Source organism: Streptomyces sp. NPDC052101 (genome assembly GCF_040680235.1).
GTDB lineage: Bacteria > Actinomycetota > Actinomycetes > Streptomycetales > Streptomycetaceae > Streptomyces.
In genome coordinates this window covers 649086-671497 of sequence record NZ_JBFAWH010000002.1, presented here as the reverse complement: position 1 = coordinate 671497, position 22412 = coordinate 649086, and the positions used below count along the sequence as shown (strand labels likewise).

The 22412-nt window shown below is 68.0% G+C and carries 21 protein-coding genes; 11 read left to right on the top strand and 10 right to left on the bottom strand.

Annotated features, from left to right (window positions below; all coding sequences use genetic code 11):
* Positions 1 to 91 precede the first annotated feature (91 nt).
* A complete protein-coding gene (locus AB0L75_RS06660) occupies positions 92 to 958 on the top strand; it encodes a GNAT family N-acetyltransferase (protein ID WP_365176273.1) in 867 nt (288 codons plus the stop codon).
* Positions 959 to 1030: 72 nt separating this feature from the next.
* On the opposite strand, the gene AB0L75_RS06655 is transcribed toward AB0L75_RS06660, so the two are convergent.
* Both AB0L75_RS06655 and AB0L75_RS06650 read right to left on the bottom strand, forming a co-directional pair.
* Positions 1031 to 1450: a heme-binding protein gene (locus tag AB0L75_RS06655; protein WP_365176271.1), complete on the bottom strand. Its 420-nt coding sequence runs from the start codon at positions 1448 to 1450 to the stop codon at positions 1031 to 1033.
* A 113-nt stretch (positions 1451 to 1563) separates the two neighbouring features.
* Positions 1564 to 2772: an MFS transporter gene (locus AB0L75_RS06650; protein ID WP_365176269.1), complete on the bottom strand. Its 1209-nt coding sequence runs from the start codon at positions 2770 to 2772 to the stop codon at positions 1564 to 1566.
* A 143-nt stretch (positions 2773 to 2915) separates the two neighbouring features.
* Here AB0L75_RS06650 and AB0L75_RS06645 point away from each other — a divergent pair, with 143 nt between their 5' ends.
* Both AB0L75_RS06645 and AB0L75_RS06640 read left to right on the top strand, forming a co-directional pair.
* Positions 2916 to 3374 (top strand): MarR family transcriptional regulator, encoded by a 459-nt coding sequence (locus AB0L75_RS06645; RefSeq protein ID WP_365176267.1) that lies wholly within the window; start codon positions 2916 to 2918, stop codon positions 3372 to 3374.
* A 9-nt stretch (positions 3375 to 3383) separates the two neighbouring features.
* The gene (locus AB0L75_RS06640; RefSeq protein WP_365176265.1) at positions 3384 to 3836 is read left to right on the top strand and encodes a GNAT family N-acetyltransferase; all 453 of its coding nucleotides are present in this window, start codon (positions 3384 to 3386) and stop codon (positions 3834 to 3836) included.
* Positions 3837 to 3901: 65 nt separating this feature from the next.
* Here AB0L75_RS06640 and AB0L75_RS06635 read toward each other — a convergent pair whose 3' ends face one another.
* Both AB0L75_RS06635 and dnaB read right to left on the bottom strand, forming a co-directional pair.
* Positions 3902 to 5287: a serine hydrolase domain-containing protein gene (locus AB0L75_RS06635; RefSeq protein ID WP_365176263.1), complete on the bottom strand. Its 1386-nt coding sequence runs from the start codon at positions 5285 to 5287 to the stop codon at positions 3902 to 3904.
* A 346-nt stretch (positions 5288 to 5633) separates the two neighbouring features.
* On the bottom strand, positions 5634 to 7112 hold the full coding sequence (dnaB, locus tag AB0L75_RS06630; RefSeq protein WP_365176261.1) for a replicative DNA helicase: 1479 nt from the start codon (positions 7110 to 7112) through the stop codon (positions 5634 to 5636).
* Positions 7113 to 7594: 482 nt separating this feature from the next.
* Here dnaB and AB0L75_RS06625 point away from each other — a divergent pair, with 482 nt between their 5' ends.
* Complete coding sequence (locus tag AB0L75_RS06625) at positions 7595 to 8932, top strand: MATE family efflux transporter (protein ID WP_365176259.1); 1338 nt, start codon at positions 7595 to 7597, stop codon at positions 8930 to 8932.
* Positions 8933 to 9054: 122 nt separating this feature from the next.
* On the opposite strand, the gene rplI is transcribed toward AB0L75_RS06625, so the two are convergent.
* The 4 genes from rplI to rpsF all read right to left on the bottom strand — a co-directional run bounded on the left by rplI (position 9055) and on the right by rpsF (position 10768).
* Positions 9055 to 9501, bottom strand: coding sequence for a 50S ribosomal protein L9 (rplI, locus tag AB0L75_RS06620; protein ID WP_365176257.1), 447 nt, complete (start codon positions 9499 to 9501; stop codon positions 9055 to 9057).
* 18 nt (positions 9502 to 9519) lie between these two features.
* Positions 9520 to 9756, bottom strand: coding sequence for a 30S ribosomal protein S18 (rpsR, locus tag AB0L75_RS06615; RefSeq protein WP_003949403.1), 237 nt, complete (start codon positions 9754 to 9756; stop codon positions 9520 to 9522).
* A 57-nt stretch (positions 9757 to 9813) separates the two neighbouring features.
* A complete protein-coding gene (locus AB0L75_RS06610) occupies positions 9814 to 10401 on the bottom strand; it encodes a single-stranded DNA-binding protein (RefSeq protein WP_365176255.1) in 588 nt (195 codons plus the stop codon).
* Between the two features lie 76 nt (positions 10402 to 10477).
* Positions 10478 to 10768 (bottom strand): 30S ribosomal protein S6, encoded by a 291-nt coding sequence (gene rpsF, locus AB0L75_RS06605; protein ID WP_004950685.1) that lies wholly within the window; start codon positions 10766 to 10768, stop codon positions 10478 to 10480.
* Between the two features lie 272 nt (positions 10769 to 11040).
* Between rpsF and AB0L75_RS06600 the strand changes: the two genes are divergently transcribed.
* From AB0L75_RS06600 to AB0L75_RS06590, 3 genes are all read left to right on the top strand, one after another.
* The gene (locus AB0L75_RS06600) at positions 11041 to 11358 is read left to right on the top strand and encodes a hypothetical protein (protein WP_365176253.1); all 318 of its coding nucleotides are present in this window, start codon (positions 11041 to 11043) and stop codon (positions 11356 to 11358) included.
* A 174-nt stretch (positions 11359 to 11532) separates the two neighbouring features.
* A complete protein-coding gene (gene femX, locus AB0L75_RS06595; protein ID WP_365176251.1) occupies positions 11533 to 12654 on the top strand; it encodes a peptidoglycan bridge formation glycyltransferase FemX in 1122 nt (373 codons plus the stop codon).
* An 83-nt stretch (positions 12655 to 12737) separates the two neighbouring features.
* A complete protein-coding gene (locus tag AB0L75_RS06590) occupies positions 12738 to 13769 on the top strand; it encodes an alanine racemase (protein WP_365176249.1) in 1032 nt (343 codons plus the stop codon).
* Positions 13770 to 13850: 81 nt separating this feature from the next.
* Here the strand turns inward: AB0L75_RS06590 and AB0L75_RS06585 are convergent, their stop codons facing one another.
* Complete coding sequence (locus AB0L75_RS06585) at positions 13851 to 15395, bottom strand: glycosyltransferase 87 family protein (protein WP_365176247.1); 1545 nt, start codon at positions 15393 to 15395, stop codon at positions 13851 to 13853.
* A 129-nt stretch (positions 15396 to 15524) separates the two neighbouring features.
* Positions 15525 to 17792, bottom strand: coding sequence for a transglycosylase domain-containing protein (locus tag AB0L75_RS06580; RefSeq protein WP_365176476.1), 2268 nt, complete (start codon positions 17790 to 17792; stop codon positions 15525 to 15527).
* 786 nt (positions 17793 to 18578) lie between these two features.
* Between AB0L75_RS06580 and AB0L75_RS06575 the strand changes: the two genes are divergently transcribed.
* The 4 genes from AB0L75_RS06575 to AB0L75_RS06560 all read left to right on the top strand — a co-directional run bounded on the left by AB0L75_RS06575 (position 18579) and on the right by AB0L75_RS06560 (position 22410).
* Complete coding sequence (locus tag AB0L75_RS06575) at positions 18579 to 19256, top strand: helix-turn-helix transcriptional regulator (RefSeq protein ID WP_365176245.1); 678 nt, start codon at positions 18579 to 18581, stop codon at positions 19254 to 19256.
* A 43-nt stretch (positions 19257 to 19299) separates the two neighbouring features.
* On the top strand, positions 19300 to 20382 hold the full coding sequence (locus AB0L75_RS06570; protein ID WP_365176243.1) for an inositol-3-phosphate synthase: 1083 nt from the start codon (positions 19300 to 19302) through the stop codon (positions 20380 to 20382).
* A gap of 146 nt (positions 20383 to 20528) precedes the next feature.
* On the top strand, positions 20529 to 21791 hold the full coding sequence (locus AB0L75_RS06565) for an MFS transporter (protein ID WP_365176241.1): 1263 nt from the start codon (positions 20529 to 20531) through the stop codon (positions 21789 to 21791).
* 124 nt (positions 21792 to 21915) lie between these two features.
* Positions 21916 to 22410: a hypothetical protein gene (locus AB0L75_RS06560; RefSeq protein WP_365176239.1), complete on the top strand. Its 495-nt coding sequence runs from the start codon at positions 21916 to 21918 to the stop codon at positions 22408 to 22410.
* Positions 22411 to 22412 lie beyond the last annotated feature (2 nt).

Sequence of the window (22412 nt, the reverse complement as noted above, 5' to 3'; positions counted from 1 at the left end):
CTGTGCATATGGCTACGGCATGGCCAAAAGCACGTGTGTCTACGCCGAAACGGGTGGACGCCGGGGCCGCCGGTCGGACAGCCTGACCTGCGTGTCGACTCCTTCCCTTGCCGCTCTGCCCATCCGCCGTCTGACGCTTCGCGATCTCACCGCCTGCGCCGACTTGTCCGAGGACCGGGGGTGGCCACGCGAGGAGCACAAGTGGGGATTCCTTCTCGCGGCCGGAAAGGGCTTCGGCATCGACGACCCTCAAGGGGGGCTTGTCGCCGTATGCGTCGTCACGGAGTACGGCTCGTGGGGGCGCCCGGATCTTCGTGCCATCGGCATGGTTCTGGTGGCCGAACGCCATGCCCGCCAAGGTGTCGGACGCCGTTTGATGCGCCATGTCGTCTCGACCATGGGGACCACTCCGCTCACCCTGCACGCCACACCCAACGGCCTTCCCCTGTACGAAGAACTGGGCTTCAAGGTGACGGGCCGGGCGGAGATGTTGTGCGGCCACTTCACTCCGGGCGGTCCGGAGACCGGCCTGCTCACCCGCGCCGCTACCGCGGAGGACCTTCCCTCGATCCTGCGGCTCGACGAGGAGGTGTTCGGCGTCGACCGCACTCCCCTGATCACCCGGCTGCCCGCCTTCGCCGACCAGTTGCGGGTGGCCGAACAGGACGGCCGGATCATCGGCTACGCGGCCGCATGGCCCAACATGGACACCCATGTCATCGGTCCACTGATCGCCCGGGACACGGAGACTGCCCAGGCCCTCATCAGCTCGCTGGCCGCCCATACAGACCGTCCGCTGCGCACCGACATCGACACGCGCCATGAGGAACTGCGGACCTGGGCGAAGGCACGGGGGCTGGCCTCCGTGGCTTTCAACGCGGTGATGACCTACGGCATCACGGATCTCCCGGGGGACTGGACCCGGCGGTTCGCGCCACTGACGGTGGCCGCTGGCTGACCGTCGTACGACGAGCGCCGGCCCTGCCGCGTCATGCGGCCAGGCCGGCGTTGTCCCTACCGGATGGGGTGATCAGGCGAGCGCCTGCACGGCCACGGTGGCGAAGCCGTGGTCCTGCTCGGGCGCGCCCCCGCCGACGCCGATCGCGCCGATCAGCCTGCCGTCCCGGTGGACGGGCACTCCGCCCGCGATGAACAGCAGGGGCCGGTCGAGGGCCGTGGGCAGTGTGTGGAAGAGGCCACCCGGCTGGACGGCGTCGACCAGATCGGCGGTGGGAGCGTTCAGCTGCAGGGCCGTGTAGGCCTTGCGGGTGCTGGTCTCACCGGAGATCAGCACGGCCCGGTCGTCCCGGCGAAAGGCGAGCAGATGGCCGCCGGCGTCCAGGACGGTGATGCTGACGGTGACCTCGGCGTCCTCGGCCGCGCGGCGGGCCGTGGCGACGAGTAGCTCGGCGTCCTCGATGGACAGCGGGGCGACGGCGGTGGTGCTCATGGAGATTCTCTCCTCGGTGGTGCTGAAATCGGGGTGCCTGCCGTGCCGGAGATGCGACCCGGCACGGAGATCTGTGAGATACGGCTGGTGCGCCGCCCTGTGGTCCGAGCGATTCAGTGGTGGACCGGGGTCTGCCGTTTGGCGGGCGCACCGGAGGTGACGACGGTGCTGCGGGCGTCGTCATGGCGCTCCAGGGCCGCCGAGAAGACGGCGAGGACCAGCGCGGCCGCGGCGAGGGCGGCGCCGACCCAGTTGGGGGCGGTGTAGCCGTAGCCGGCCGCGATCACGATGCCGCCGAGCCAGGCGGAGAGCGCGTTGCCAAGGTTGAAGGCGCCGATGTTCACGGCCGACGCGAGCGTCGGAGCACCGTGCGCCTGATCGAGCACGCGCTTCTGCAGCGGCGGTACGGTCGCGAAGCCCAAGGCGCCGATCAGGGCGATGGTGACGGCCGCCGCGATCTTGTTGTGGGCCGTGAGCGTGAAGAGGGCCAGGACGACGGCCAGGGCACCCAGGGAGACGTACAGCATCGGCATCAGGGCGCGGTCGGCGAACTTGCCGCCGATGAGGTTGCCGCCGACCATGCCGAGGCCGAACAGGACCAGCAGCCAGGTGACCGAGCCGTCGGCGAAGCCCGCGATGTGGGTCATCATCGGCGCGATGTAGGTGATGGCCGCGAAGACGCCGCCGAAGCCGAGGACGGTCATCGCCATGGCGAGCAGGACCTGGGCGTTCTTGAAAGCGGCCAGCTCGTGCCGCAGATGGACCCCCTCGGGCCGCGGCATCTCGGGCACCAGCTTGGCGACACCGGCGAGGCCGATGACCCCGAGGCCCGCGACGATACCGAACGTGATGCGCCAGCCGACGTGCTGGCCGATGAGCGTGCCCAGCGGGACACCGACGACATTGGCGACGGTCAGGCCGGTGAACATCATGGCGATGGCACCGGCCTTCTTGTGGGGCGCCACCAGCTCGGCCGCGACGACCGAGCCGATGCCGAAGAAGGCGCCGTGCGCGAGCGAGGCCACCACGCGTCCGATCAGCATGACCGCGAAGGAGGGGGCCAACGCGGAGAGCAGGTTTCCGGCAATGAAGAGGCCCATCAGCAGCATCAGCATGCGCTTGCGGGAGACCTTCGTGCCGAGCACGGTCATCAGCGGCGCGCCGATGACCACGCCGAGCGCGTAGCCCGTCACCAGCAGACCCGCCGTGGGGATCGAGACCCCGAAATCGCCCGCGACCTGGGGCAGCAAACCCATGATCACGAACTCGGTCGTTCCGATTCCGAAGGCCCCGATCGCGAGGGCCAGAAGCGCGAGAGGCATGGAGGGGTACACCTTCCCAGAAGATTGCAGAAGCACTTTGCCTGCGTCCACATTAATTGCAGACGCGGGTTAATGGCAACCGCACACTATTGCGATCCTGCTCTACTCTTGATGCAGCCACTCCGGGACGGAGGAAAACGCCAATGACAGCGACGGACCCCGCGCTCACCGCCCTCGCGCAGGGCTGGTGCGCCCTCTCTGCGCTGCACGGCAGGATCGAGGCGCACATCGAGCGCGCCCTGCAGGGGAAGCACGAGCTGAGCGTGCGGGAGTACTCGCTGCTCGATGTGCTGAGCCGCCAGCACGACGGCGAGGGCGGCCATCTGCAGATGAAGCAGGTCGCCGATGCGGTCGTCCTCAGCCAGAGCGCCACCACGCGCCTGGTGACCCGGCTGGAGGACCGCGGCCTGCTGGAGCGCTATCTCTGCCCCACCGACCGGCGCGGCATCTACACCAACGTCACCGAGACGGGCCTGCGGCTGCTCGAAGAGGCACGACCCACCAATGACGCCGCCCTGCGCGAGGCCCTGGACGAAGCCTCCAGAAACCCCGAACTGGCGCCGCTCGTAAGGGTTGTGGAGTCTCTGAACATACCTGCATAGGGTGCGGGTATGGGAGATCTTGAAATACGGCCTGCGACCACCGAGGACCTTCCGGCCATCGTCGCGATGCTCGCCGACGATCCACTGGGTGCTCAGCGCGAGTCCCTCGACGACATGACGCCCTACCGGACCGCGCTGGAACGCCTGGACGCCGATCCGAACCAGCACCTCGTCGTCGCGGTCCGCGAAGACCGCGTGATCGGAACCCTCCAGCTCACGATCATTCCCGGGCTCTCCCACCAGGGAGCGACCCGCGCCCTGATCGAGGCCGTGCGCATCCACGCCGACGAACGGGGCAGCGGTCTGGGCAGCCTGCTGATCGAGTGGGCGATCGACACCTCCCGCCACCTGGACTGCCGGATGGTCCAGCTGACGTCCGACAAGTCGCGCACCGACGCCCATCGCTTCTACGAACGGCTCGGATTCAGCGCCTCACACGAGGGCTTCAAACTGCGCCTCTGAGCGCAGCGGGGCCACAACACGACGGGGGTGTGTTTCACGTGAAACACACCCCCGCTGCCCAGGGCCTAGCGAATGCCCCGCCATCCCTCCGGGTCCACTCCACCAGGGATCGCGGACGCGGGGTCGTACGGCTGGCGTGTGAACACGAACGAGCCGAGGTCGAGATGGCCCACGGTCCCGTCCGGGCGTCGCACGGGCCGCAGCAGCTCCCCGGCGAAGTATCCCTCCAGGCCGGTCCAGGTGCCGTCACCGTTCGAGCGGAGGCGGGTGCGACGGCCGGCGCCGGTCAGCGGGCCCAGCGCGAGAAGGCCGTCTGCGGTCACCCGCAGGCCGAAGGCGTTGGTCCCCCAGTACCACTGCCCCGCCAGCTCCAGGACCGCCGGATCGACCTCGCGCAGCGGCCGCCAGGGCTCCGGGATCCGCGGCTCCGCCTCGGCGACGATCCGCACCAGGTCGGCGCCCACCGCTCCCAACAGCGGTCCACTGGTGCAGTTGGCAAGCACCACCGCGGCCACATCGTCGTCCACGCTGATACTGAGGTTCGCCAGGAAACCCGGCAGTGAACCGGAGTGCCCGACCAGAAGTCGGCCGTCCCGGCGCTGGATCTGCAGACCGAGGCCGTATGTGGCCCCGTCCAGCACATCCGCCGCCTCTGCCGGCGCGGCCGGTGTGCGCATCTCCCGTACCGACTCCGCGCTGAGTACCTGGTCGTCCCCCGCGACCAGAAACGCCGCGAAGCGCGCCAGGTCCCCCGTGGTCGACCACAACTGGCCGGCCGGTGCCATCCTGCCCAGGTCCTCCAGCGGCTCCGGCAGCATGGCGTCCGCCCACGGGTGCACGGCCCATCCACCGGCGTGCGGGGCCTGTGGCTGCGTGCTTGTACGGTGCAGGCCGAGCGGGTCGAGGATCTCATCGCGCAGCACCTCCTCCCAGGAAGCGCCCCGCACCTCCTCCACCAGCGCGCCGAGCACCGTGTAGCCGGGGTTGGAGTAGTGATGCCGGCGGCCGACGGGGTGCAGGAGGGGATGTTCGCCGAGCACATCGCTCAGCTCGGGGCGGAGGGTTCCGGGAGTCCGCTCCCACCAGGGCGCGGGCGACTCGGCCGCCAACCCTGCCGTGTGCGCGAGCAGTTCGGCGATCGTCGCCTCGCCCGCGCCGGTGCCCGGCAGATGCTTCTCCAGCGGATCACCGAGGTCGAGCAGGCCCTCGTCGCGCAGCCGCATCACCAGGACGGCGGTGAAGGTCTTGGTGATGGACCCGATCCGGTATTGCACGGTCTCGTCCGGCCCGTGCCCGTCCACCGAAGTCCGCGTCCCGTGCCACACGGCCCGCCCGCCCCGCACGACGGACGCGACCAACGACGGCGCCCGGCCTTCGGCCTGTGCGACGGCGATCCGGTGGAGCAGGGCCCGTCGGGTCGTGGGGAGCAGCTCTTCCTGAGGTGTCGTCATGGGCCCAGTCCATCGGGTCACGCGACGGCCGTCGAGTTCATTTCACGGACACCATCCGGTGAAGCGCGCCCCACTCGGACCGGAAGGGGAGACCACGCCAACGGTGTAGGGTCTCGCGGCTCATGTCGGACGTCGGCCGCCTGCCCTGCGAGTCCGCCCACTGTCTCATGTCGTGTCGGACGCTCGGCGTCTCAGCCCCGTGTCGGGGAACCGAGGGCGTCGCCGGCCGACGGCTGCGGCGTGGCCCGCTGAACTGCGGTGTCTCACCGCGATGTCGGATCCGACTTCCATCCGACATCGACCGTGAGATTCCGACACGGGAAATGAGCTCCCACAAACGGGTCGATCAGGTCTGGGCCATGTCCACAAAGCGGGAGTAGTGGCCCTGGAAGGCGACCGTGATCGTGGCTGTGGGGCCGTTTCGGTGCTTGGCCACGATCAGGTCAGCCTCGCCCGCGCGCGGGGACTCCTTCTCGTAGGCGTCCTCGCGGTGCAGCAGGATGACCATGTCGGCGTCCTGCTCGATGGAGCCCGACTCACGCAGGTCGGAGACCATGGGCTTCTTGTCGGTGCGCTGCTCGGGGCCACGGTTGAGCTGGGAGAGCGCGATGACCGGGAGCTCCAGCTCCTTGGCGAGCAGCTTGAGGTTACGGGACATGTCCGAGACCTCCTGCTGACGGCTCTCGGCGCGCTTGGAGCCACCCGACTGCATCAGCTGGAGGTAGTCGATCACCACCAGCTTCAGGTCGTTGCGCTGCTTCAGACGCCGGCACTTGGCGCGGATCTCCATCATCGACAGGTTGGGAGAGTCGTCGATATAGAGCGGTGCGGCCGAGACGTCCGGCATGCGGCGGGCAAGCCTGGTCCAGTCCTCGTCAGTCATCGTGCCGGACCGCATGTGGTGCAGGGCGACCCGGGCCTCGGCGGACAGCAGACGCATCGCGATCTCGTTGCGGCCCATTTCGAGCGAGAAGATGACGCTGGGAAGGTTGTTCTTGATCGAGGCGGCTCGCGCGAAGTCCAGCGCGAGCGTCGACTTACCCATGGCAGGCCGGGCGGCGATGACGATCATCTGGCCCGGGTGCAGGCCGTTCGTCAGCGAGTCGAAGTCGGTGAAGCCGGTCGGCACACCGGTCATCTCGCCGCTGCGCGAGCCGATCGCCTCGATCTCGTCGAGGGCGCCTTCCATGATGTCGCCGAGCGGCAGATAGTCTTCGCTAGTGCGCTGCTCGGTGACGGCGTAGATCTCGGCCTGCGCGCGGTTGACGATCTCGTCCACATCGCCGTCGGCCGCGTATCCCATCTGCGTGATGCGCGTACCGGCTTCGACCAGGCGGCGCAGCACCGCCCGCTCATGGACGATCTCCGCGTAGTACTCGGCGTTGGCCGCCGTCGGCACGGTCTGGACGAGGCTGTGCAGATACGCGGCCCCGCCGACCTTGTTGATCTCGCCGCGCTTGGTGAGTTCGGCGGCGATGGTGATCGGGTCGGCCGGCTCGCCCTTGGCGTAGACGTCCAGGATCGCCTGGTAGATCGTCTCGTGCGCGGGCTTGTAGAAGTCGTGGCCCTTGAGGATCTCGACGACGTCGGCGATGGCGTCCTTGGACAGCAGCATGCCGCCCAGCACCGACTGCTCGGCATCCAGGTCCTGCGGTGGCACCCGCTCGAAGGAAGAACCCCCACCGTCCCAGGAGCCGTTCTCCCGGCCCCGGTCGTGTTGTTCGTCACGACCCCGGCCGCTGTCACCGCGTCGGCGGGAGGCCGGCAGACGATCACTGGGTCCGGCATCGGCCCACGGATCGTCCAAGGGCTCGGAAATGCTCACCGAGCCACCTCCTCCCGTCCGCACAGCGGACCTCGCCGTGTCCTCTTTTGTACGGCACGACACTGACAACTGAGAGGCCCAACTCCGGTTCCGACGCGTCGGATTTGTGCCGGTTCCAGGGCCGGAACCAGGACGCTGTCCAAGGCCGAGGGGAGGAGCGGGCGCCGGACCACGGTAGGCCCCTCGGCACCGTCAGCCAATCTGGTTATCCACAGGCCATGTGGACGACGGCCCGGATGCTGTGGAGAACTCGCCGAAACCTGTGCACGACCCGGTGGACAGCTCTGTGAACAAGCCCTCGATCACACGCCACAGACCGCCCCGACCTGCACTTTTACCGTCCACCGGCTGTGCAGAAGAAAAACTTTCCCAGTCGGACCAAGATCGCTTCGAACGCTGCGCGAAAGGATACAGTCCCGCAGGCAAAGTAATGGTCAGTAGCCATTTGCATCACTTACCTGTGGACGATTAGATTAATGCTCATGACACAGGCTCCCGCGATACCCGAGGCCACCCGCCGGCGGCACGACAGAGAGATCGTCGCGCTGGCCGTCCCGGCCTTCGGCGCCCTCGTCGCCGAGCCACTCTTCGTCATGGCCGACAGTGCCATCGTCGGCCACCTCGGGACCGCGCAGCTCGCCGGACTCGGCGTCGCCTCCGCCCTCCTCACCACCGCGGTGAGCGTCTTCGCCTTTCTCGCCTACGCCACCACCGCCGCAGTGTCCCGACGCGTCGGCGCCGGCGATCCGCGGGCGGCCATTCGCCAGGGCATGGACGGCATCTGGCTGGCACTGCTGCTCGGTATCGGCGTGATCGCCGTCCTCCTTCCCCTGGCCCCCGGCATCGTGGACCTCTTCGGAGCCTCCACGACCGCGGCTCCCTATGCCACGACCTATCTGCGCATCTCCGCACTGGGTATCCCGGCCATGCTCATCGTTCTCGCCGCCACGGGAGTGCTCCGTGGGCTGCAGGACACGAGGACCCCGCTCTACGTCGCCATCGCAGGCTTCGTCGCCAATGGCGCCCTCAACGCGGGACTCGTCTACGGCGCCGGGCTCGGCATCGCCGGTTCGGCCTGGGGCACGGTCATCGCGCAGTGTGGCATGGCAGCCGTCTATCTGGCCGTGGTCGTACGCGGGGCCCGTCGGCACCGGGCTTCCCTCCGCCCGGACGCCGCCCGGATCCGGGCCTCGGCTCAGGCAGGCGTTCCGCTCCTGGTCCGTACGCTGTCACTGCGGGCGATCCTGATGATCGCCACGGCCGTCGCGGCGCATCTGGGCGACGCCGACATCGCCGCCCATCAGATCGTCCTGTCCCTGTGGAACCTGCTGGCCTTCGCGCTCGACGCGATAGCGATCGCGGGACAGGCCATCATCGGCCGCCATCTCGGCGCGAACGACCCGCAAGGAGCGCGTGAGGCGTGCCGCCGCATGGTTCAGTGGGGCGTCGCGACCGGTGTGGTCCTCGGCCTGCTCGTGGTGGCCGCCCGGCCGCTCTTCCTTCCGCTGTTCACCAGTGACTCCGTGGTCAAGGATGCGGCGTTGCCCGCCCTGCTGATGGTGGCGCTCTCGCAACCCGTCTGCGGGATCGTCTTCGTGCTGGACGGAGTCCTGATGGGTGCCGGCGACGGGCCCTACCTGGCCGTGGCCATGGTCGTCACCCTCGCCGTGTTCGCTCCCGTCGCCCTGCTCGTCCCCACGCTCGGCGGCGGGCTCACCGCCCTGTGGGCCGCCATGACACTGATGATGACCATCCGCATGCTGACCCTGTGGCTACGCACCCGCTCAGGCCGCTGGATCGTCACGGGCGCGACCCGCTGACCGCTCACCGTTTCACGTGAAACATGGTCCGGTGGTCGCTCCGGCCATGAGAAAGGGGCCGCACCCTCGTACGGGTGCGGCCCCTTTCACTGGCTCACACGAGCGCAGCGATCACGCAGCGATCAGCCCGCGACGACCTCGATGTTGACCTTGGCGGCAACCTCGGGGTGCAGACGCACGGACGTCTCGTGGGCGCCCAGGGTCTTGATCGGAGCGGACAGCTCGATGCGGCGCTTGTCGACCTCGGGGCCACCGGAAGCCTTGATCGCGGACGCGACGTCGGCCGGGGTGACAGAACCGAAGAGACGGCCGGAGTCGCCGGAGCGGACGGCCAGACGGACCTTCACGCCCTCGAGCTGGGCCTTGATCTGGGTGGCCTGCTCGATGGTCTGGATCTCGTGGATCTTGCGAGCGCGACGGATCTGCTCGACGTCCTTCTCGCCGCCCTTGGTCCAGCGGATAGCGAAGTTCCGCGGGATCAGGTAGTTGCGAGCGTAACCGTCCTTGACGTCGACGACGTCGCCCGCGGCACCGAGGCCGGAGACCTCGTGGGTGAGGATGATCTTCATTAGTCGGTCACCCTTCCCTTATCGCGCGGTGGACGTGTAAGGCAGCAGCGCCATCTCACGGCTGTTCTTCACGGCCGTGGCGACGTCACGCTGGTGCTGCGTGCAGTTGCCGGTCACGCGGCGGGCACGGATCTTGCCGCGGTCGGAAATGAACTTCCGCAGCATGTTCGTGTCCTTGTAGTCCACGTACGTGACCTTGTCCTTGCAGAAAGCGCAGACCTTCTTCTTCGGCTTGCGCACAGGCGGCTTCGCCATGGTGTTTCTCCTGTGTGATCAAGAAGTTGGGGTACGGCCCGCCTCCGGTCCGAGGACCTAGAAGGGGGGCTCGTCCGAGTAGCCGCCGCCAGCGCCGCCGGAGTTTCCACCCCAGCCGCCGCCACCGCCGCCCTGGTTGCCACCGGCGGGAGCGCCGGTCGCCCACGGGTCGTCGGCCGGAGCGCCGCCGCCCTGCTGGCCGCCACCGGGGCCTCCGCCCCAGCCGCCGCCACCCTGGTTGGCACCGCCGCCGTAACCGCCCTGGCCACCGCGAGCGCCACCGGCGGTCTTGGTGACCTTGGCCGTGGCGTTGCGCAGGCTGGGGCCGACTTCCTCGACGTCCAGCTCGTAGACCGTGCGCTTGACGCCCTCACGGTCCTCGTAGGACCGCTGCTTCAGCCGGCCCTGCACGATGACGCGCATGCCTCGCTGGAGCGACTCGGCGACGTTCTCCGCCGCCTGACGCCAGACCGAGCAGGTCAGGAACAGGCTCTCGCCGTCCTTCCACTCGTTCGTCTGACGATCGAAGGTGCGGGGGGTGGACGCGACACGGAACTTCGCGACCGCGGCACCGGAAGGGGTGAAGCGCAGCTCGGGGTCATCGACAAGATTGCCGATGACCGTGATGACGGTCTCGCCTGCCATGGGGAACCTCTCGGCGGGTTTGCTGCTGGCTGCTTGTGCTGCTACTCGAATCCCGAGATCAGCTGAGCGGAAAAGCTCAGTGGGTCTCGGGGCGGAGGACCTTGGTCCGGAGGACCGACTCGTTCAGGTTCATCTGGCGGTCGAGCTCCTTGACGACCGCAGGCTCGGCCTGCAGGTCGATGACCGAGTAGATGCCCTCGGGCTTCTTCTTGATCTCGTACGCGAGACGACGACGGCCCCAGGTGTCGACCTTCTCCACCTTTCCGTTGCCCTCGCGGACGACGGAGAGGAAGTTCTCGATCAGCGGGGAGACAGCGCGCTCCTCGAGATCGGGGTCGAGGATGACCATCACCTCGTAGTGACGCATGTGGAACCCACCTCCTTTGGACTCAGCGGCCACGGTCGTTCCGTGGCAGGAGGGTTGTGATGCGTACGCAACGGTATCGGCCACCACTGACAATCGGGGGTCCCAAAGGGTTCCCGCAGTGATACCTGGGCAGGCTTGGGCAGACACCGGTGCAGACGGTACAGACTACCCGCACACCCGCTTCCGGTTGAAATCCGGCCGGGAAGGCCGCCAATCTGTACACGACGGGTGTGCGCGGCGCTACGATGCGCCGCTTTCCGCAGGAGGTGCCCATGGCACAGGCATTGCATCCCAACACCGCCGGTTCCCTCTTCGCCACGGACGGCAAGCCCCATCCCCTTCAGGACAGCCTGATGGCGGCCACTTTCGTCCTCGGCGTGCTGTCCTTCATCACGTCCTTCTTCCACGGCCTCCACCTGCTGACCTCGTGGACAGGCCTGGTGGGGCTTGGCGTCGGCATCTACGGACAGTGGATCTCGGTGACCACGCGACAGCGCTTCGGTCTGATCCTGGGTCTCGGCGCCGCCGGGGTCGGTTTCCTGATCGGCATGGCACACGGCGGACTGTTCGGCGGACTCATCGGCCGCTGACCGACGGCGTCCGCGCGACGTCCTTTCGAACCCACGAACCGCCCCGGTCGCCCACCCGGCCGGGGTTAAGGCCCGTACGCCCAGTCGGGGCGCTCGCACGGCGCAGTAGGCTTCGGCGCGAGAGCCGGAGCCCCTGTACCCATGGGGACACACCAGCCCGAGGAGCGCCCCGACATGAGCCTGACCCTGAGGACCATCAGCCGCGAGCAGCATCTGGCCTACATCCAGAGCCTGCCGTCGGCGAGCCACATGCAGGTCCCGGCCTGGGCCGATGTGAAGGCGGAGTGGCGCTCGGAGAACCTCGGCTGGTTCGACGACCGCACCGGCGAGCTGGTCGGTGCGGGCATGGTCCTCTACCGCCAGCTGCCCAAGATCAAGCGCTACCTGGCCTATCTTCCCGAGGGCCCGGTCATCAACTGGTTCGCGCCGAATCTGGACGACTGGATCCAGCCGATGCTGGCGCACCTGAAGCAGCAGGGCGCCTTCTCCGTGAAGATGGGCCCGCCGGTGATCATCCGGCGCTGGAACGCTGAGACGATCAAGAAGGGCATCCAGGACCAGGACGTCAAGCGCCTGCGTGACCTGGAGGCCGACTTCATCGAGCCGCGCGCCTTCGAGGTGGCGGACAAGCTGCGCCGTATGGGCTGGCAGCAGGGCGAGGACGGCGGTGCTGGCTTCGGCGACGTCCAGCCGCGCTACGTCTACCAGGTGCCGCTGGCGAACCGTTCCTTGGAAGAGGTCCACAAGAACTTCAACCAGCTGTGGCGCCGCAACATCAAGAAGGCCGAGAAGGCCGGCGTCGAGGTCGTCCAGGGTGGCTACCAGGACCTGGCCGAGTGGCAGCGGCTGTACGAGATCACGGCTGTGCGCGACCACTTCCGGCCCCGTCCGCTGTCGTACTTCCAGCGCATGTGGACGGCCCTCAACACCGAGGACCCGAACCGGATGCGGCTGTACTTCGCCCGCCACAACGGCGTGAACCTCTCCGCGGCGACGATGCTGATCGTCGGCGGGCACGTCTGGTACTCCTACGGGGCCTCCGACAACATCGGCCGAGAGGTCCGGCCCTCAAACGCGATGCAGTGGCGGATGCTGCGCGACGCGTACGCGCTCGGCGCCACCGTCTACGACCTGCGCGGCATCTCCGACTCACTGGACGAGACGGACCACCTCTTCGGCCTGATCCAGTTCAAGGTCGGCACCGGCGGTCAGGCCGCCGAGTACCTCGGCGAGTGGGACTTCCCGCTGAACAAGCTGCTCCACAAGGCACTCGACATCTACATGTCGCGCCGCTGAACCGCGGGCGTTTGATTCCATAGGCTTCACAGCTTTCACCTCTCTGATACACCGCAGCCACGAGAAAGGTTCCGGGTCCGGCCATGGCGCTCACGCTTTACGTCGACACCGCGCGCTGGCGGGCGCACCACAAGCACGTGCAGGAGCAGTTCCCGGGTCTCGTCCCGGTCTGCAAGGGCAACGGCTACGGCTTCGGGCACGAACGGCTGGCGGAGGAGGCCACGCGGCTGGGCGCGGACCTGCTCGCGGTCGGCACGACGTACGAGGCCGCGCGCATCAAGGACTTCTTCGGCGGTGACCTGCTGGTGCTGACGCCGTACCGGCGCGGCGAGGAGCCCGTGCCGCTGCCCGACCGGGTGGTGCGCTCGGTGTCATCGGTCGACGGCGTGTACGGCCTGGTCGGCGCGCGTGTCGTCATCGAGGTGATGTCCTCGATGAAGCGCCACGGCATCAGCGAGCAGGACCTGCCCCAACTGCACCAGGCCATTGAGAACGTCCGGCTGGAGGGCTTCGCCATCCATCTGCCGCTGGACCGCACCGACGGCTCGGACGCCGTCGAGGAGGTCATCGGCTGGATGGACCGGCTGCGCGCGGCCCGGCTGCCGCTGCACACGATGTTCGTCAGCCACCTGAAGGCCGATGAACTCGCCCGCCTCCAGCAGCAGTTCCCGCAGACCCTGTTCCGCGCCCGCATCGGTACGCGGCTGTGGCTGGGGGACCACGAGGCCACCGAGTACCGCGGTGCCGTTCTGGACGTCACGCGCGTGTCCAAGGGCGACCGGTTCGGCTACCGGCAGCAGAAGGCGGCCTCCGACGGCTATCTGGTGGTCGCGGCGGGCGGAACGTCCCACGGGGTGGGCCTGGAGGCCCCCAAGGCCCTGCACGGCGTCATGCCACGCGCCAAGGGCGTCGCACGGGCCGGCCTCGCCACGGTCAACCGGAACCTTTCTCCGTTCGTCTGGGGCGGAAAGCAGCGCTGGTTCGCCGAGCCGCCGCACATGCAGGTGTCGATCCTGTTCGTCCCGTCGGACGCCTCGGAGCCGAAGGTCGGCGACGAGCTGGTGGCCCATCTGCGGCACACCACCACGCAGTTCGACCGGCTCGTGGACCGCTGAGCCCGTCCCAGGACAGCGAGAAGGCCGTACACGCATCGCTCGTGTACGGCCTTCTTCATGGCCTCCTGCAGGCGCGTTCGCTCAGAGCGAACGGCTCTCGGGGGAGGGCGGAAGCGACCTGCCCCAGTCCACCTGCGGCCCTTCGAGATGGGCGGCGTGCCTCGGCGGGTGGGCTGCCGCGCCGAGCACGAAGACGTCCGGCGCGCCGTCGAGCACCCCGCCCGAGGGATCGTCGTCGCCCGACCGGCGCACCACGTCCCGCTCCGGCATGAGGATGTCCCGTACGACGACGACACACAGGTACAGCGTGCCCACCAGGTGCAGCACGATGGCCCACTGATAGCCGTGCGTCGGCAGGCCCTTGTGGGCATCTCCGCTGGTTGTGTAGGCGAGGTACATCCAGATGCCCAGGAAGTACGCCACCTCGCACGCCTGCCAGATCAGGAAGTCCCGCCACTTGGGCCGGGCGAGTACCGCGAGCGGCACCAGCCACAGCACGTACTGCGGGGAGTAGACCTTGTTGGTGAGGATGAAGGCCGCCACCACCAGGAAGGCCAGCTGGGCGAAGCGCGGCCGGCGCGGCGCGGTGAACGTCAGCACGGCGATACCGAGGATGCACAGCACCACCAGCACCAGGGCGGCGGTGTTCACGAAACCAGTGCTGGGCGGGTTGCTGGAGTTCTGCGCCCAGATCAACCAGAACGAGCCGAAGTCAACGCCCCGTTCCTGGCTGAACGTGTAGAACTTCGACCAGCCCTGGAAGGCGAAGAGCATCACCGGTGCGTTCACCAGGACCCAGGCGATCGCCGTGGCACCCACGGCCTGGGCGTACTCCCGCCACTTGCCCGCCCGCCAGCACAGCACGAGCAGCGGGGCCAGCAGGAACGCGGGATAGAGCTTGGCGGCCGTGGCGAGACCCAGGAGGACGCCGAAGGCGACGGGACGGCTCCGGGACCACATCAGCATCGCGGCGGCCGTGAGCGCCACCGCCAGCAGGTCCCAGTTGATGGTCGCCGTGAGCACGAAGGCGGGCGCCAGGGCGACCAGCAGGCCGTCCCAGGGGCGCCGGCGGTGGGTGCGGGCCGCGCAGACGGCGATGACCGCCGCGCACACCATCAGCATTCCGGCATTGACGAACCAGTACCACTGCTCCTGGTGCTGGATGGTGCCGCTGTGCGGGGTCATCCAGGACGCCACCTCCATGAACACGCCGGTCAGCACCGGGTATTCGAGGTAGCCCATGCCACCGGACATGTCGTCGGGGAGCTTGTCGAAGTACGGCACGAGATGGTCGGCGAATCCGCGGCCCTGGTAGAGGTGCGGGATGTCCGAGTAGCAGGCGTGGGTGTACTGGCTGCTCGCACCGAAGAACCAGGCGCTGTTGTAGCAGGGCGCCTTCTGGACCAGGCCGAGGGCGAACATACCGATCGCCACGAGCAGGACGACCCGGACTGGGGTCCACCAGGAGGTGCCTGGCAGGGCGCGCCGCCCGAGCGGACCCCCGATCAGCTCACTGCCGGCCCGGGCGATCTCGTCCTCACTGGTCGGCCGCACCGGTTCTGCCGTGGCGGGCCGCACGGGCTCGGGCTCGTGCATGCTCGCGGGCGTCATCTCTGCACTGGGCATGGGACACATCCTGCCGTACCTGCCTAGGAGAACACCGAGGGCCGCCGCACCTCGTAAGGTACGGCGGCCCGTGTTTCACGTGAAACACCCGCGGTGGGTGAAATGACGCCAACCGGTCAGGACCGGCGGCTAACCATTCTGACCTGCGAAGATGCCTCCATTGCCGTTGCCACGGGTGTTGCCGGGGCCGGTTGTATCCGTGACGCTCGGCGTCGGAGTGGTGCCTCCGTCGGTGCCTCCCGTGTCCGTGCCGCCATTGCCATTGCCGTTGCAGGGGTTGCCCCAGCTCCACTGGCAGGTGTCGCTCGCCGACGGGGACGGAGACGGAGACGCCTGGCTGGGCGACGGGCTCGGCGAGTTGCTCGGCGTCGGGCTCGGCGTGATGCTGGGGGTCGGCTTCGGAGACGGGGCACCGGGCTCGTCCTGCACCTTGCCGATCTCGGTGGCGTCCGGGAAGCCGCTGTCGTTGTCGCCCTTCAGCGCGGCCTGCATGTACTCGGTCCACACGGACGTCGGGATGTCACCACCGTGGATCGACGGGACGCCGGCCGTGCCGTTCATGGACAGCAGCTCATGGTCCTTCGGGTTCTCGCGGAACATCGCCACCGAGGTGGACAGCTGCTGGGTGTAGCCGACGAACCAGGCCGACTTGTTGCTGTCGGTGGTACCGGTCTTGCCCGCTGCCGTACGGCCCAGGGCCTTGGCGTTCTGACCCGTACCGTTCTGGATGACGTTCTGCAGGACGTCCGTGACGTTGTTCGCCACATTGGCCGGCATCGCCGTGGTGATCTTCGGCTTGGTGAAGCCCGGCAGATCCTGGCCGTCCTTCTTCACCGAGGTCACGGAGTACGGGTCCGTGTGCTGGCCGGACGCCGCGAAGGTCGAGTACGCGTCGGCCATGCGGATCGCGCTCGGGGTCGAGGTACCGATGGCGAACGACGGGTTGAGCGTGGAGAAGCTGTCCTTGAGGATGCCGGACGCCTGGGCGACATCCCGGACGTGCGTCAGCCCCACATCCATGCCGAGCTGGACGAACGGCGTGTTGATGGACTGCTCCATTGCCTTGCGCAGCGTGATGTAGCCCCACTTGTAGTCGCTCTCGTTGCGCTGATAGAAGACCGAGTTGTCCTTCTTCAGAACCGTGCTGCCGTCCTGGTTGAGCACCTTGAGATGGTCGTTGCCGTTGTACTTGCTCAGCGGAGAGATGCCTTGCCCGTCGGACCTGTAGGTCCCGTACTGCATGGCCGCGGCGAGCACGAACGGCTTCCACGTCGAACCGACCGGGACACCGGAGGTGTCGGCGTTGTTCGTGAAGTGACCGTTCTCGTAGCCGTCACCGCCGTAGAGGGCGACGATCGCACCGTCCTTGGGCTTCACCGATGCCGCTCCGAACTGGACGTACTTGTCCAGGTCTCGGCGCTTTGGATCGATGCGGTCCTTCTGGATCTTCTTCACAGCCGCGGCCAGCTCGATGACGTTGGCCTTCTGGAAGGTCGTCTTGATCTGGTAGCCGCCCTGGTCGAACTGCGCCTCCGTGATGTCGGAGTGGGCGAGGACGTACTTCTTCGCCGTGTCCACCAGGTAGCTGATCTGGCCGGTCATGCCCCTGGTTGCCTTGCGGCCGTCGGGCACGGGGTACTTCGAGATGGCTTTCTGGTAGTCGGCGTCGCTGAGGTGGTGATCGTTGTGCATCTGCTCGAGGATCCACCTCGAGCGGTCCTGCGAGCGCTTCGTGTTGGCAGCCTGTGTCGCCGTGGGGTCGAGGTCCGCGTTGCCCGCCGGGTCGAAGTATGTGGGGCCCTTGAGCAGCGCCGCGAGAACCGAGCACTCACTCGGCGTGAGGTCCACCGCGTTCTTGCCGTAGTACGTCTGCGCCGCCGCCTGGATGCCGTACGCACCGCGGCCGAAGTACGAGGTGTTCAGGTAGCCCTGCAGAATCTGCTTCTTGTCGAGCTTCGTCCCCACCTTGATGGAGATGAACATCTCCTTGAACTTACGGGTGAGGGTCTGCTGCTGGCTCAGATAGGTGTTCTTCACATACTGCTGGGTGATCGTCGAGCCACCCTGGGTCTGGCCGCCCCGCGCCATGTTGAGCACGGCGCGCGCGATACCCATGGGGTCGACGCCCGAGTCCTGGTAGAAGCTCTTGTTCTCGGCCGAGATCACGGCCCACTGCATGGCATCGGGAATCTGGTCGATGCTGACGTTCTGCCGGTTGACGCCCGTGCCGGTGGCCACCATCTGTGTGCCGTCGGCCCAGTAGTAGACGTTGTTCTGGGACTTGGCCGCGTCGTTCTCGTTGGGGATCGAGACCATCGCGTAACTGACGCCGACCAGCGCCACCAGGCTGCCGACGAAGCCGATGAACAGCCCGGAGACGAGCTTCCAGGAGGGCACCCAGCGGCGCCAGCCGTACCGTCCTCCCCGGGGATAGTCGATGAATCGCTTCTTGACGGGCGCGGTCGGCACACGACCCCTGCCGCGCCCGGGACCGGTCGGGCCGCCCGGACCGCCGCGCCGGCCGCCCGGGCCCGCTTCGGCGCCTCTGCGGCGGCTGCCTCTCTGCGCCGCCCGGCGGGCCTCTGCACGGCTGCCGTAGGGACGCTCTTCACTTCCGGGACCGCTGGAGTCCGACCCATAGGAACTGGAGCCATAGGAGTCGGATGGGGACCCGGTGTCGCCTCGCGGTGCCGCACGGCGACCGGAGGACGAGCCGGACTGGCCGCGTCGGGCCGCGGCACGTCCGCCTCCCTGCGGCTGCGGCGGTTTGCGACGGTGCTCGCTCATCGAACGATTACTCCTCGGGCAGGCGCACCCGTGCGCGCCTGGAACGGCGGCTGATTTCCGGTCCCCCCGAAGTACGGATGTGGTCGGTTCTGCATTCACCCGTACTGCACCGGGGACGACGACGCCCCCCAGGCGTCACTTGGTTCCCGGTGGTCTGCATGCCGCACAGACTACGCACCGCCAAAACCTGCCGAGCCCTGAAGTTCACCCCAAAACAGGCAACCCGCACCGTATGAATCGGTGATGTGACCCCGTTCACCACCGCCCCTCTTGTCGCCTGCGGAAGGCCGTTCTATCGTCGTGATGTATCGAGTCGATACATCAGCGCGAGATAAAGACGCTGAGAAGCACTGTGAGACCCGCGGGAGCGACCAGCGGGACCGAGAGGAGGCGACGATGAGCCGACGTTCCGGCATCCTCGAGTTCGCCGTGCTCGGCCTGCTGCGCGAGTCCCCGATGCACGGCTATGAGCTGCGTAAACGGCTCAACACGTCCCTGGGTGTGTTCCGCGCGTTCAGCTACGGGACCCTCTACCCGTGCCTCAAGACGCTGGTCGCCAACGGCTGGTTGATCGAGGAACCGGGCAGCACTCACGAGGACGCCGCTCCCCTCGCCGGACGCCGAGCGAAGATCGTGTACCGATTGACGGCAGAAGGTAAGGAGCACTTCGAACAGCTGCTCTCGCAGACGGGCCCGGACGCGTACGAGGACGAGCACTTCGCCGCGCGCTTCGCCTTCTTCGGGCAGACGTCGCGCGATGTGCGGATGCGCGTGCTGGAGGGCCGGCGCAGCCGCCTGGAGGAGCGCCTGGAGAAGATGCGCGCCTCCCTGGCACGCACGCGGGAGCGCCTCGACGACTACACACTCGAGCTCCAGCGCCACGGGATGGAGTCCGTGGAGCGCGAAGTGCGCTGGCTGAACGAGCTCATCGAGAGCGAGCGGGCCGGGCGGGACCTGAGAGGTTCCGCATCCGGGGGCCCCGCTCAGCAGGACACCACATCTGGAGCGACGGGCGGCCTGCCCCGTGCCGGGGACACCCCCCGGACGGATACGCCCGACGACACCGCCACGTGAGTCCCACCAAGGGCCTCACTCGTACACACAGGGAGCAACCGGAATGGGTTCGGTTCGCGTAGCCATCGTCGGCGTGGGCAACTGCGCGGCATCGCTGGTGCAGGGAGTCGAGTACTACAAGGACGCCGACGCGGCGTCCAAGGTCCCCGGCCTGATGCACGTGCAGTTCGGTGACTACCACGTGCGCGACATCGAGTTCGTCGCCGCGTTCGACGTCGACGCCAAGAAGGTCGGCCTCGACCTCGCGGACGCGATCGGCGCCTCCGAGAACAACACCATCAAGATCTGCGACGTGCCCAGCACCGGTGTCACCGTCCAGCGCGGCCACACCCTCGACGGCCTCGGCAAGTACTACCGCCAGACCATCGAGGAGTCCGAGGCCGAGCCGGTCGACGTCGTCCAGATCCTGAAGGACAAGCAGGTCGACGTTCTCGTCTGCTACCTGCCGGTCGGCTCCGAGGACGCGGCGAAGTTCTACGCGCAGTGCGCCATCGACGCCAAGGTCGCCTTCGTCAACGCCCTCCCGGTCTTCATCGCCGGCACCAAGGAGTGGGCGGACAAGTTCACCGAGGCCGGTGTGCCGATCGTCGGTGACGACATCAAGTCCCAGGTCGGCGCGACGATCACGCACCGCGTGATGGCGAAGCTGTTCGAGGACCGCGGTGTCATCCTCGACCGTACGATGCAGCTGAACGTCGGCGGCAACATGGACTTCAAGAACATGCTCGAGCGCGAGCGCCTGGAGTCCAAGAAGATCTCCAAGACGCAGGCCGTCACCTCCCAGATCCCCGACCGGGACCTCGGCGAGAAGAACGTCCACATCGGCCCGTCCGACTACGTGGCCTGGCTCGACGACCGCAAGTGGGCCTACGTCCGCCTCGAGGGCCGCGCCTTCGGTGACGTCCCGCTGAACCTGGAGTACAAGCTCGAGGTCTGGGACTCCCCGAACTCCGCGGGTGTCATCATCGACGCCCTGCGCGCCGCGAAGATCGCCAAGGACCGCGGCGTCGGCGGCCCGATCCTGTCGGCGTCGTCCTACTTCATGAAGTCCCCGCCGGTTCAGTACTTCGACGACGAGGCCCGCGACAACGTCGAGAAGTTCATCCGCGGCGAGGTCGAGCGCTAGGCCGACACGGCTTAGCGCGCCGGCTCGACACGGCACGGCGCGCCGAGGCGCGCTGGACCGCTCGTACGAGAACGCTCCTGCCAGGGCTGTGAAGGTCCCCGGGTTCACCGACCCGGGGACCTTCCGCATATGTGAGGCTGTGCCCCATGCCCGTCGTCCGTGACCTGCGCATCCTGTTGCGCCTGCGGTACTTCCGACGCCTGCTGTCCATCCGCCTGCTGTCCCAGGGCGCCGACGGTGTGTACCAGATCGCGCTCGCCGCGTATGTCGTCTTCTCCCCGGAGAAGCAGACCTCGGCCACCGCCATCGCCTCGGCCATGGCCGTCCTGCTGCTCCCCTATTCACTGGTCGGCCCGTTCGCGGGCGTCCTGCTGGACCGCTGGCGGCGCCGGCAAGTCTTCCTCTACGGCAATCTGCTGCGTGCTCTGATGGCATCGGCGACGGCCGTGCTGATCATGGCCCAGGTCCCCGACTGGCTCTTCTACGTCTCCGCGCTGTGCGTCACCGCCGTCAACCGTTTCGTCCTCGCGGGCCTGTCCGCCGCGCTCCCGCGCGTGGTCGACGACGAGCGCCTCGTGATGGCCAACTCTCTCTCGCCGACCGCCGGGACACTCGCCGCGGCCGCGGGCGGCGGCCTCGCCTTCGTCGTACGGCTGGTGGCGGCGGACTCCGACGCCGCGGTGGTGCTGCTCGGCGCCCTCCTGTACCTGTGCGCGGCACTCGCGTCCCTGAGCCTCGCGCCCGGACAGCTGGGGCCGGACCCCGAGTTGGTACAGCCCCGCCTGACGGTGGCCCTCGCCGGAACCGCCCGCGACCTGGCGGCAGCCGTACGCCACCTCACCGGACCGCCACGCCGGGAAGCCGCCTGGGCGCTCGTCACGATGACGCTGATGCGGTTCTGCTACGGCGCCCTGCTGGTCATGCTGCTGATGCTGTGCCGCTACGCCTTCGCCTCGAACACAGACGCTGGACTGCGCCTGCTGGGGCTCGCGTTGGGCACGTCGGCCGCCGGCTTCTTCGCGGCGGCCGTGGTGACGCCCTGGGCCGCGGGACGGCTCGGTCCGGGACGCTGGATCGTCGTGTGCGCCGCGGCGGCCGCGATCCTGGAGCCGGCTCTCGGACTCCCGTTCGCCGTCGGCCCCATGCTGGTCGCGACCTTCGTTCTGGGCCTGACCACCCAGGGCGCGAAAATCGCGACCGACACGGTCGTGCAGTCCTCGGTGGACGACGGCTTCCGCGGGCGCGTCTTCTCCGTCTATGACGTCCTGTTCAACATCGCCTTCGTCGGTGCCGCCGCGGTGGCCGCGTTGATGCTGCCGCCGGACGGCCGCTCGGCGACGCTGGTTGTCACCATCTCTGTCATCTACGGAGCGGTTGCTCGCGCTATGGGCCGCTTTGAGCACCGGTGAGTGTCACATCAAAGCCACAGAGTCCCTCTGAATTACAGGAGTGTCAGCGGAGCCCGGTAGCTTACGTGCGTCTTACGCGCCGCTTATGCGTGCCGCTCACCAACTCTCCCAGGGGGAACCCCAAGTGACGACTCCGCCGCCTCAGGGCCAGAACCCATTCGCACAGGGCCAGCAGGCGTACGGCCAGCCCCAGGCCCCGTACCCGCCGCAGGGCGGCTACCCGCAGCAGCCGGGCCAGCCCGGGTTCCCCCCGCAGGGCGCGGCACCGTATGCACCGATGCCTCCTCAGCGGCCGAAGCGCGGCATCAGGCAGTACCTGCGCATAGCCGGCATCGTCGTCGGCCTCATCGTCATAGCCGGCGGCTGGTACTTCAACCACGATGACGACACCAAGAAGCTGGCTGTCGGAGACTGCCTGACGAACAAGGGAAGCAACGATCACCCGCAGATCGAGCAGCTGAACTGCAGCGACCCGAAGGCGGACTACAAGGTGCTCAAGAAGGACGGCGGCACCAGCCTCGCCATGCTCGCCTGCCAGTCGGTCACGGGAACGACCGCTGCCATCACGTGGAAGGAAGGCAGCGACTCCTTCGTCCTCTGCCTGGGAAACAACAAGTAGCG

Bases quoted from the DNA above. Each gene is read 5' to 3' on its own strand.
- AB0L75_RS06655 (WP_365176271.1), bottom strand. From the start codon at position 1,450: ATGAGCACCACCGCCGTCGCCCCGCTGTCCATCGAGGACGCCGAGCTA.
- AB0L75_RS06650 (WP_365176269.1), bottom strand. From the start codon at position 2,772: ATGCCTCTCGCGCTTCTGGCCCTCGCGATCGGGGCCTTCGGAATCGGA.
- AB0L75_RS06645 (WP_365176267.1), top strand. From the start codon at position 2,916: ATGACAGCGACGGACCCCGCGCTCACCGCCCTCGCGCAGGGCTGGTGC.
- AB0L75_RS06640 (WP_365176265.1), top strand. From the start codon at position 3,384: ATGGGAGATCTTGAAATACGGCCTGCGACCACCGAGGACCTTCCGGCC.
- AB0L75_RS06635 (WP_365176263.1), bottom strand. From the start codon at position 5,287: ATGACGACACCTCAGGAAGAGCTGCTCCCCACGACCCGACGGGCCCTG.
- AB0L75_RS06625 (WP_365176259.1), top strand. From the start codon at position 7,595: ATGACACAGGCTCCCGCGATACCCGAGGCCACCCGCCGGCGGCACGAC.
- rplI (WP_365176257.1), bottom strand. From the start codon at position 9,501: ATGAAGATCATCCTCACCCACGAGGTCTCCGGCCTCGGTGCCGCGGGC.
- rpsR (WP_003949403.1), bottom strand. From the start codon at position 9,756: ATGGCGAAGCCGCCTGTGCGCAAGCCGAAGAAGAAGGTCTGCGCTTTC.
- AB0L75_RS06610 (WP_365176255.1), bottom strand. From the start codon at position 10,401: ATGGCAGGCGAGACCGTCATCACGGTCATCGGCAATCTTGTCGATGAC.
- rpsF (WP_004950685.1), bottom strand. From the start codon at position 10,768: ATGCGTCACTACGAGGTGATGGTCATCCTCGACCCCGATCTCGAGGAG.
- AB0L75_RS06600 (WP_365176253.1), top strand. From the start codon at position 11,041: ATGGCACAGGCATTGCATCCCAACACCGCCGGTTCCCTCTTCGCCACG.
- femX (WP_365176251.1), top strand. From the start codon at position 11,533: ATGAGCCTGACCCTGAGGACCATCAGCCGCGAGCAGCATCTGGCCTAC.
- AB0L75_RS06590 (WP_365176249.1), top strand. From the start codon at position 12,738: ATGGCGCTCACGCTTTACGTCGACACCGCGCGCTGGCGGGCGCACCAC.
- AB0L75_RS06585 (WP_365176247.1), bottom strand. From the start codon at position 15,395: ATGCCCAGTGCAGAGATGACGCCCGCGAGCATGCACGAGCCCGAGCCC.
- AB0L75_RS06575 (WP_365176245.1), top strand. From the start codon at position 18,579: ATGAGCCGACGTTCCGGCATCCTCGAGTTCGCCGTGCTCGGCCTGCTG.
- AB0L75_RS06570 (WP_365176243.1), top strand. From the start codon at position 19,300: ATGGGTTCGGTTCGCGTAGCCATCGTCGGCGTGGGCAACTGCGCGGCA.
- AB0L75_RS06565 (WP_365176241.1), top strand. From the start codon at position 20,529: ATGCCCGTCGTCCGTGACCTGCGCATCCTGTTGCGCCTGCGGTACTTC.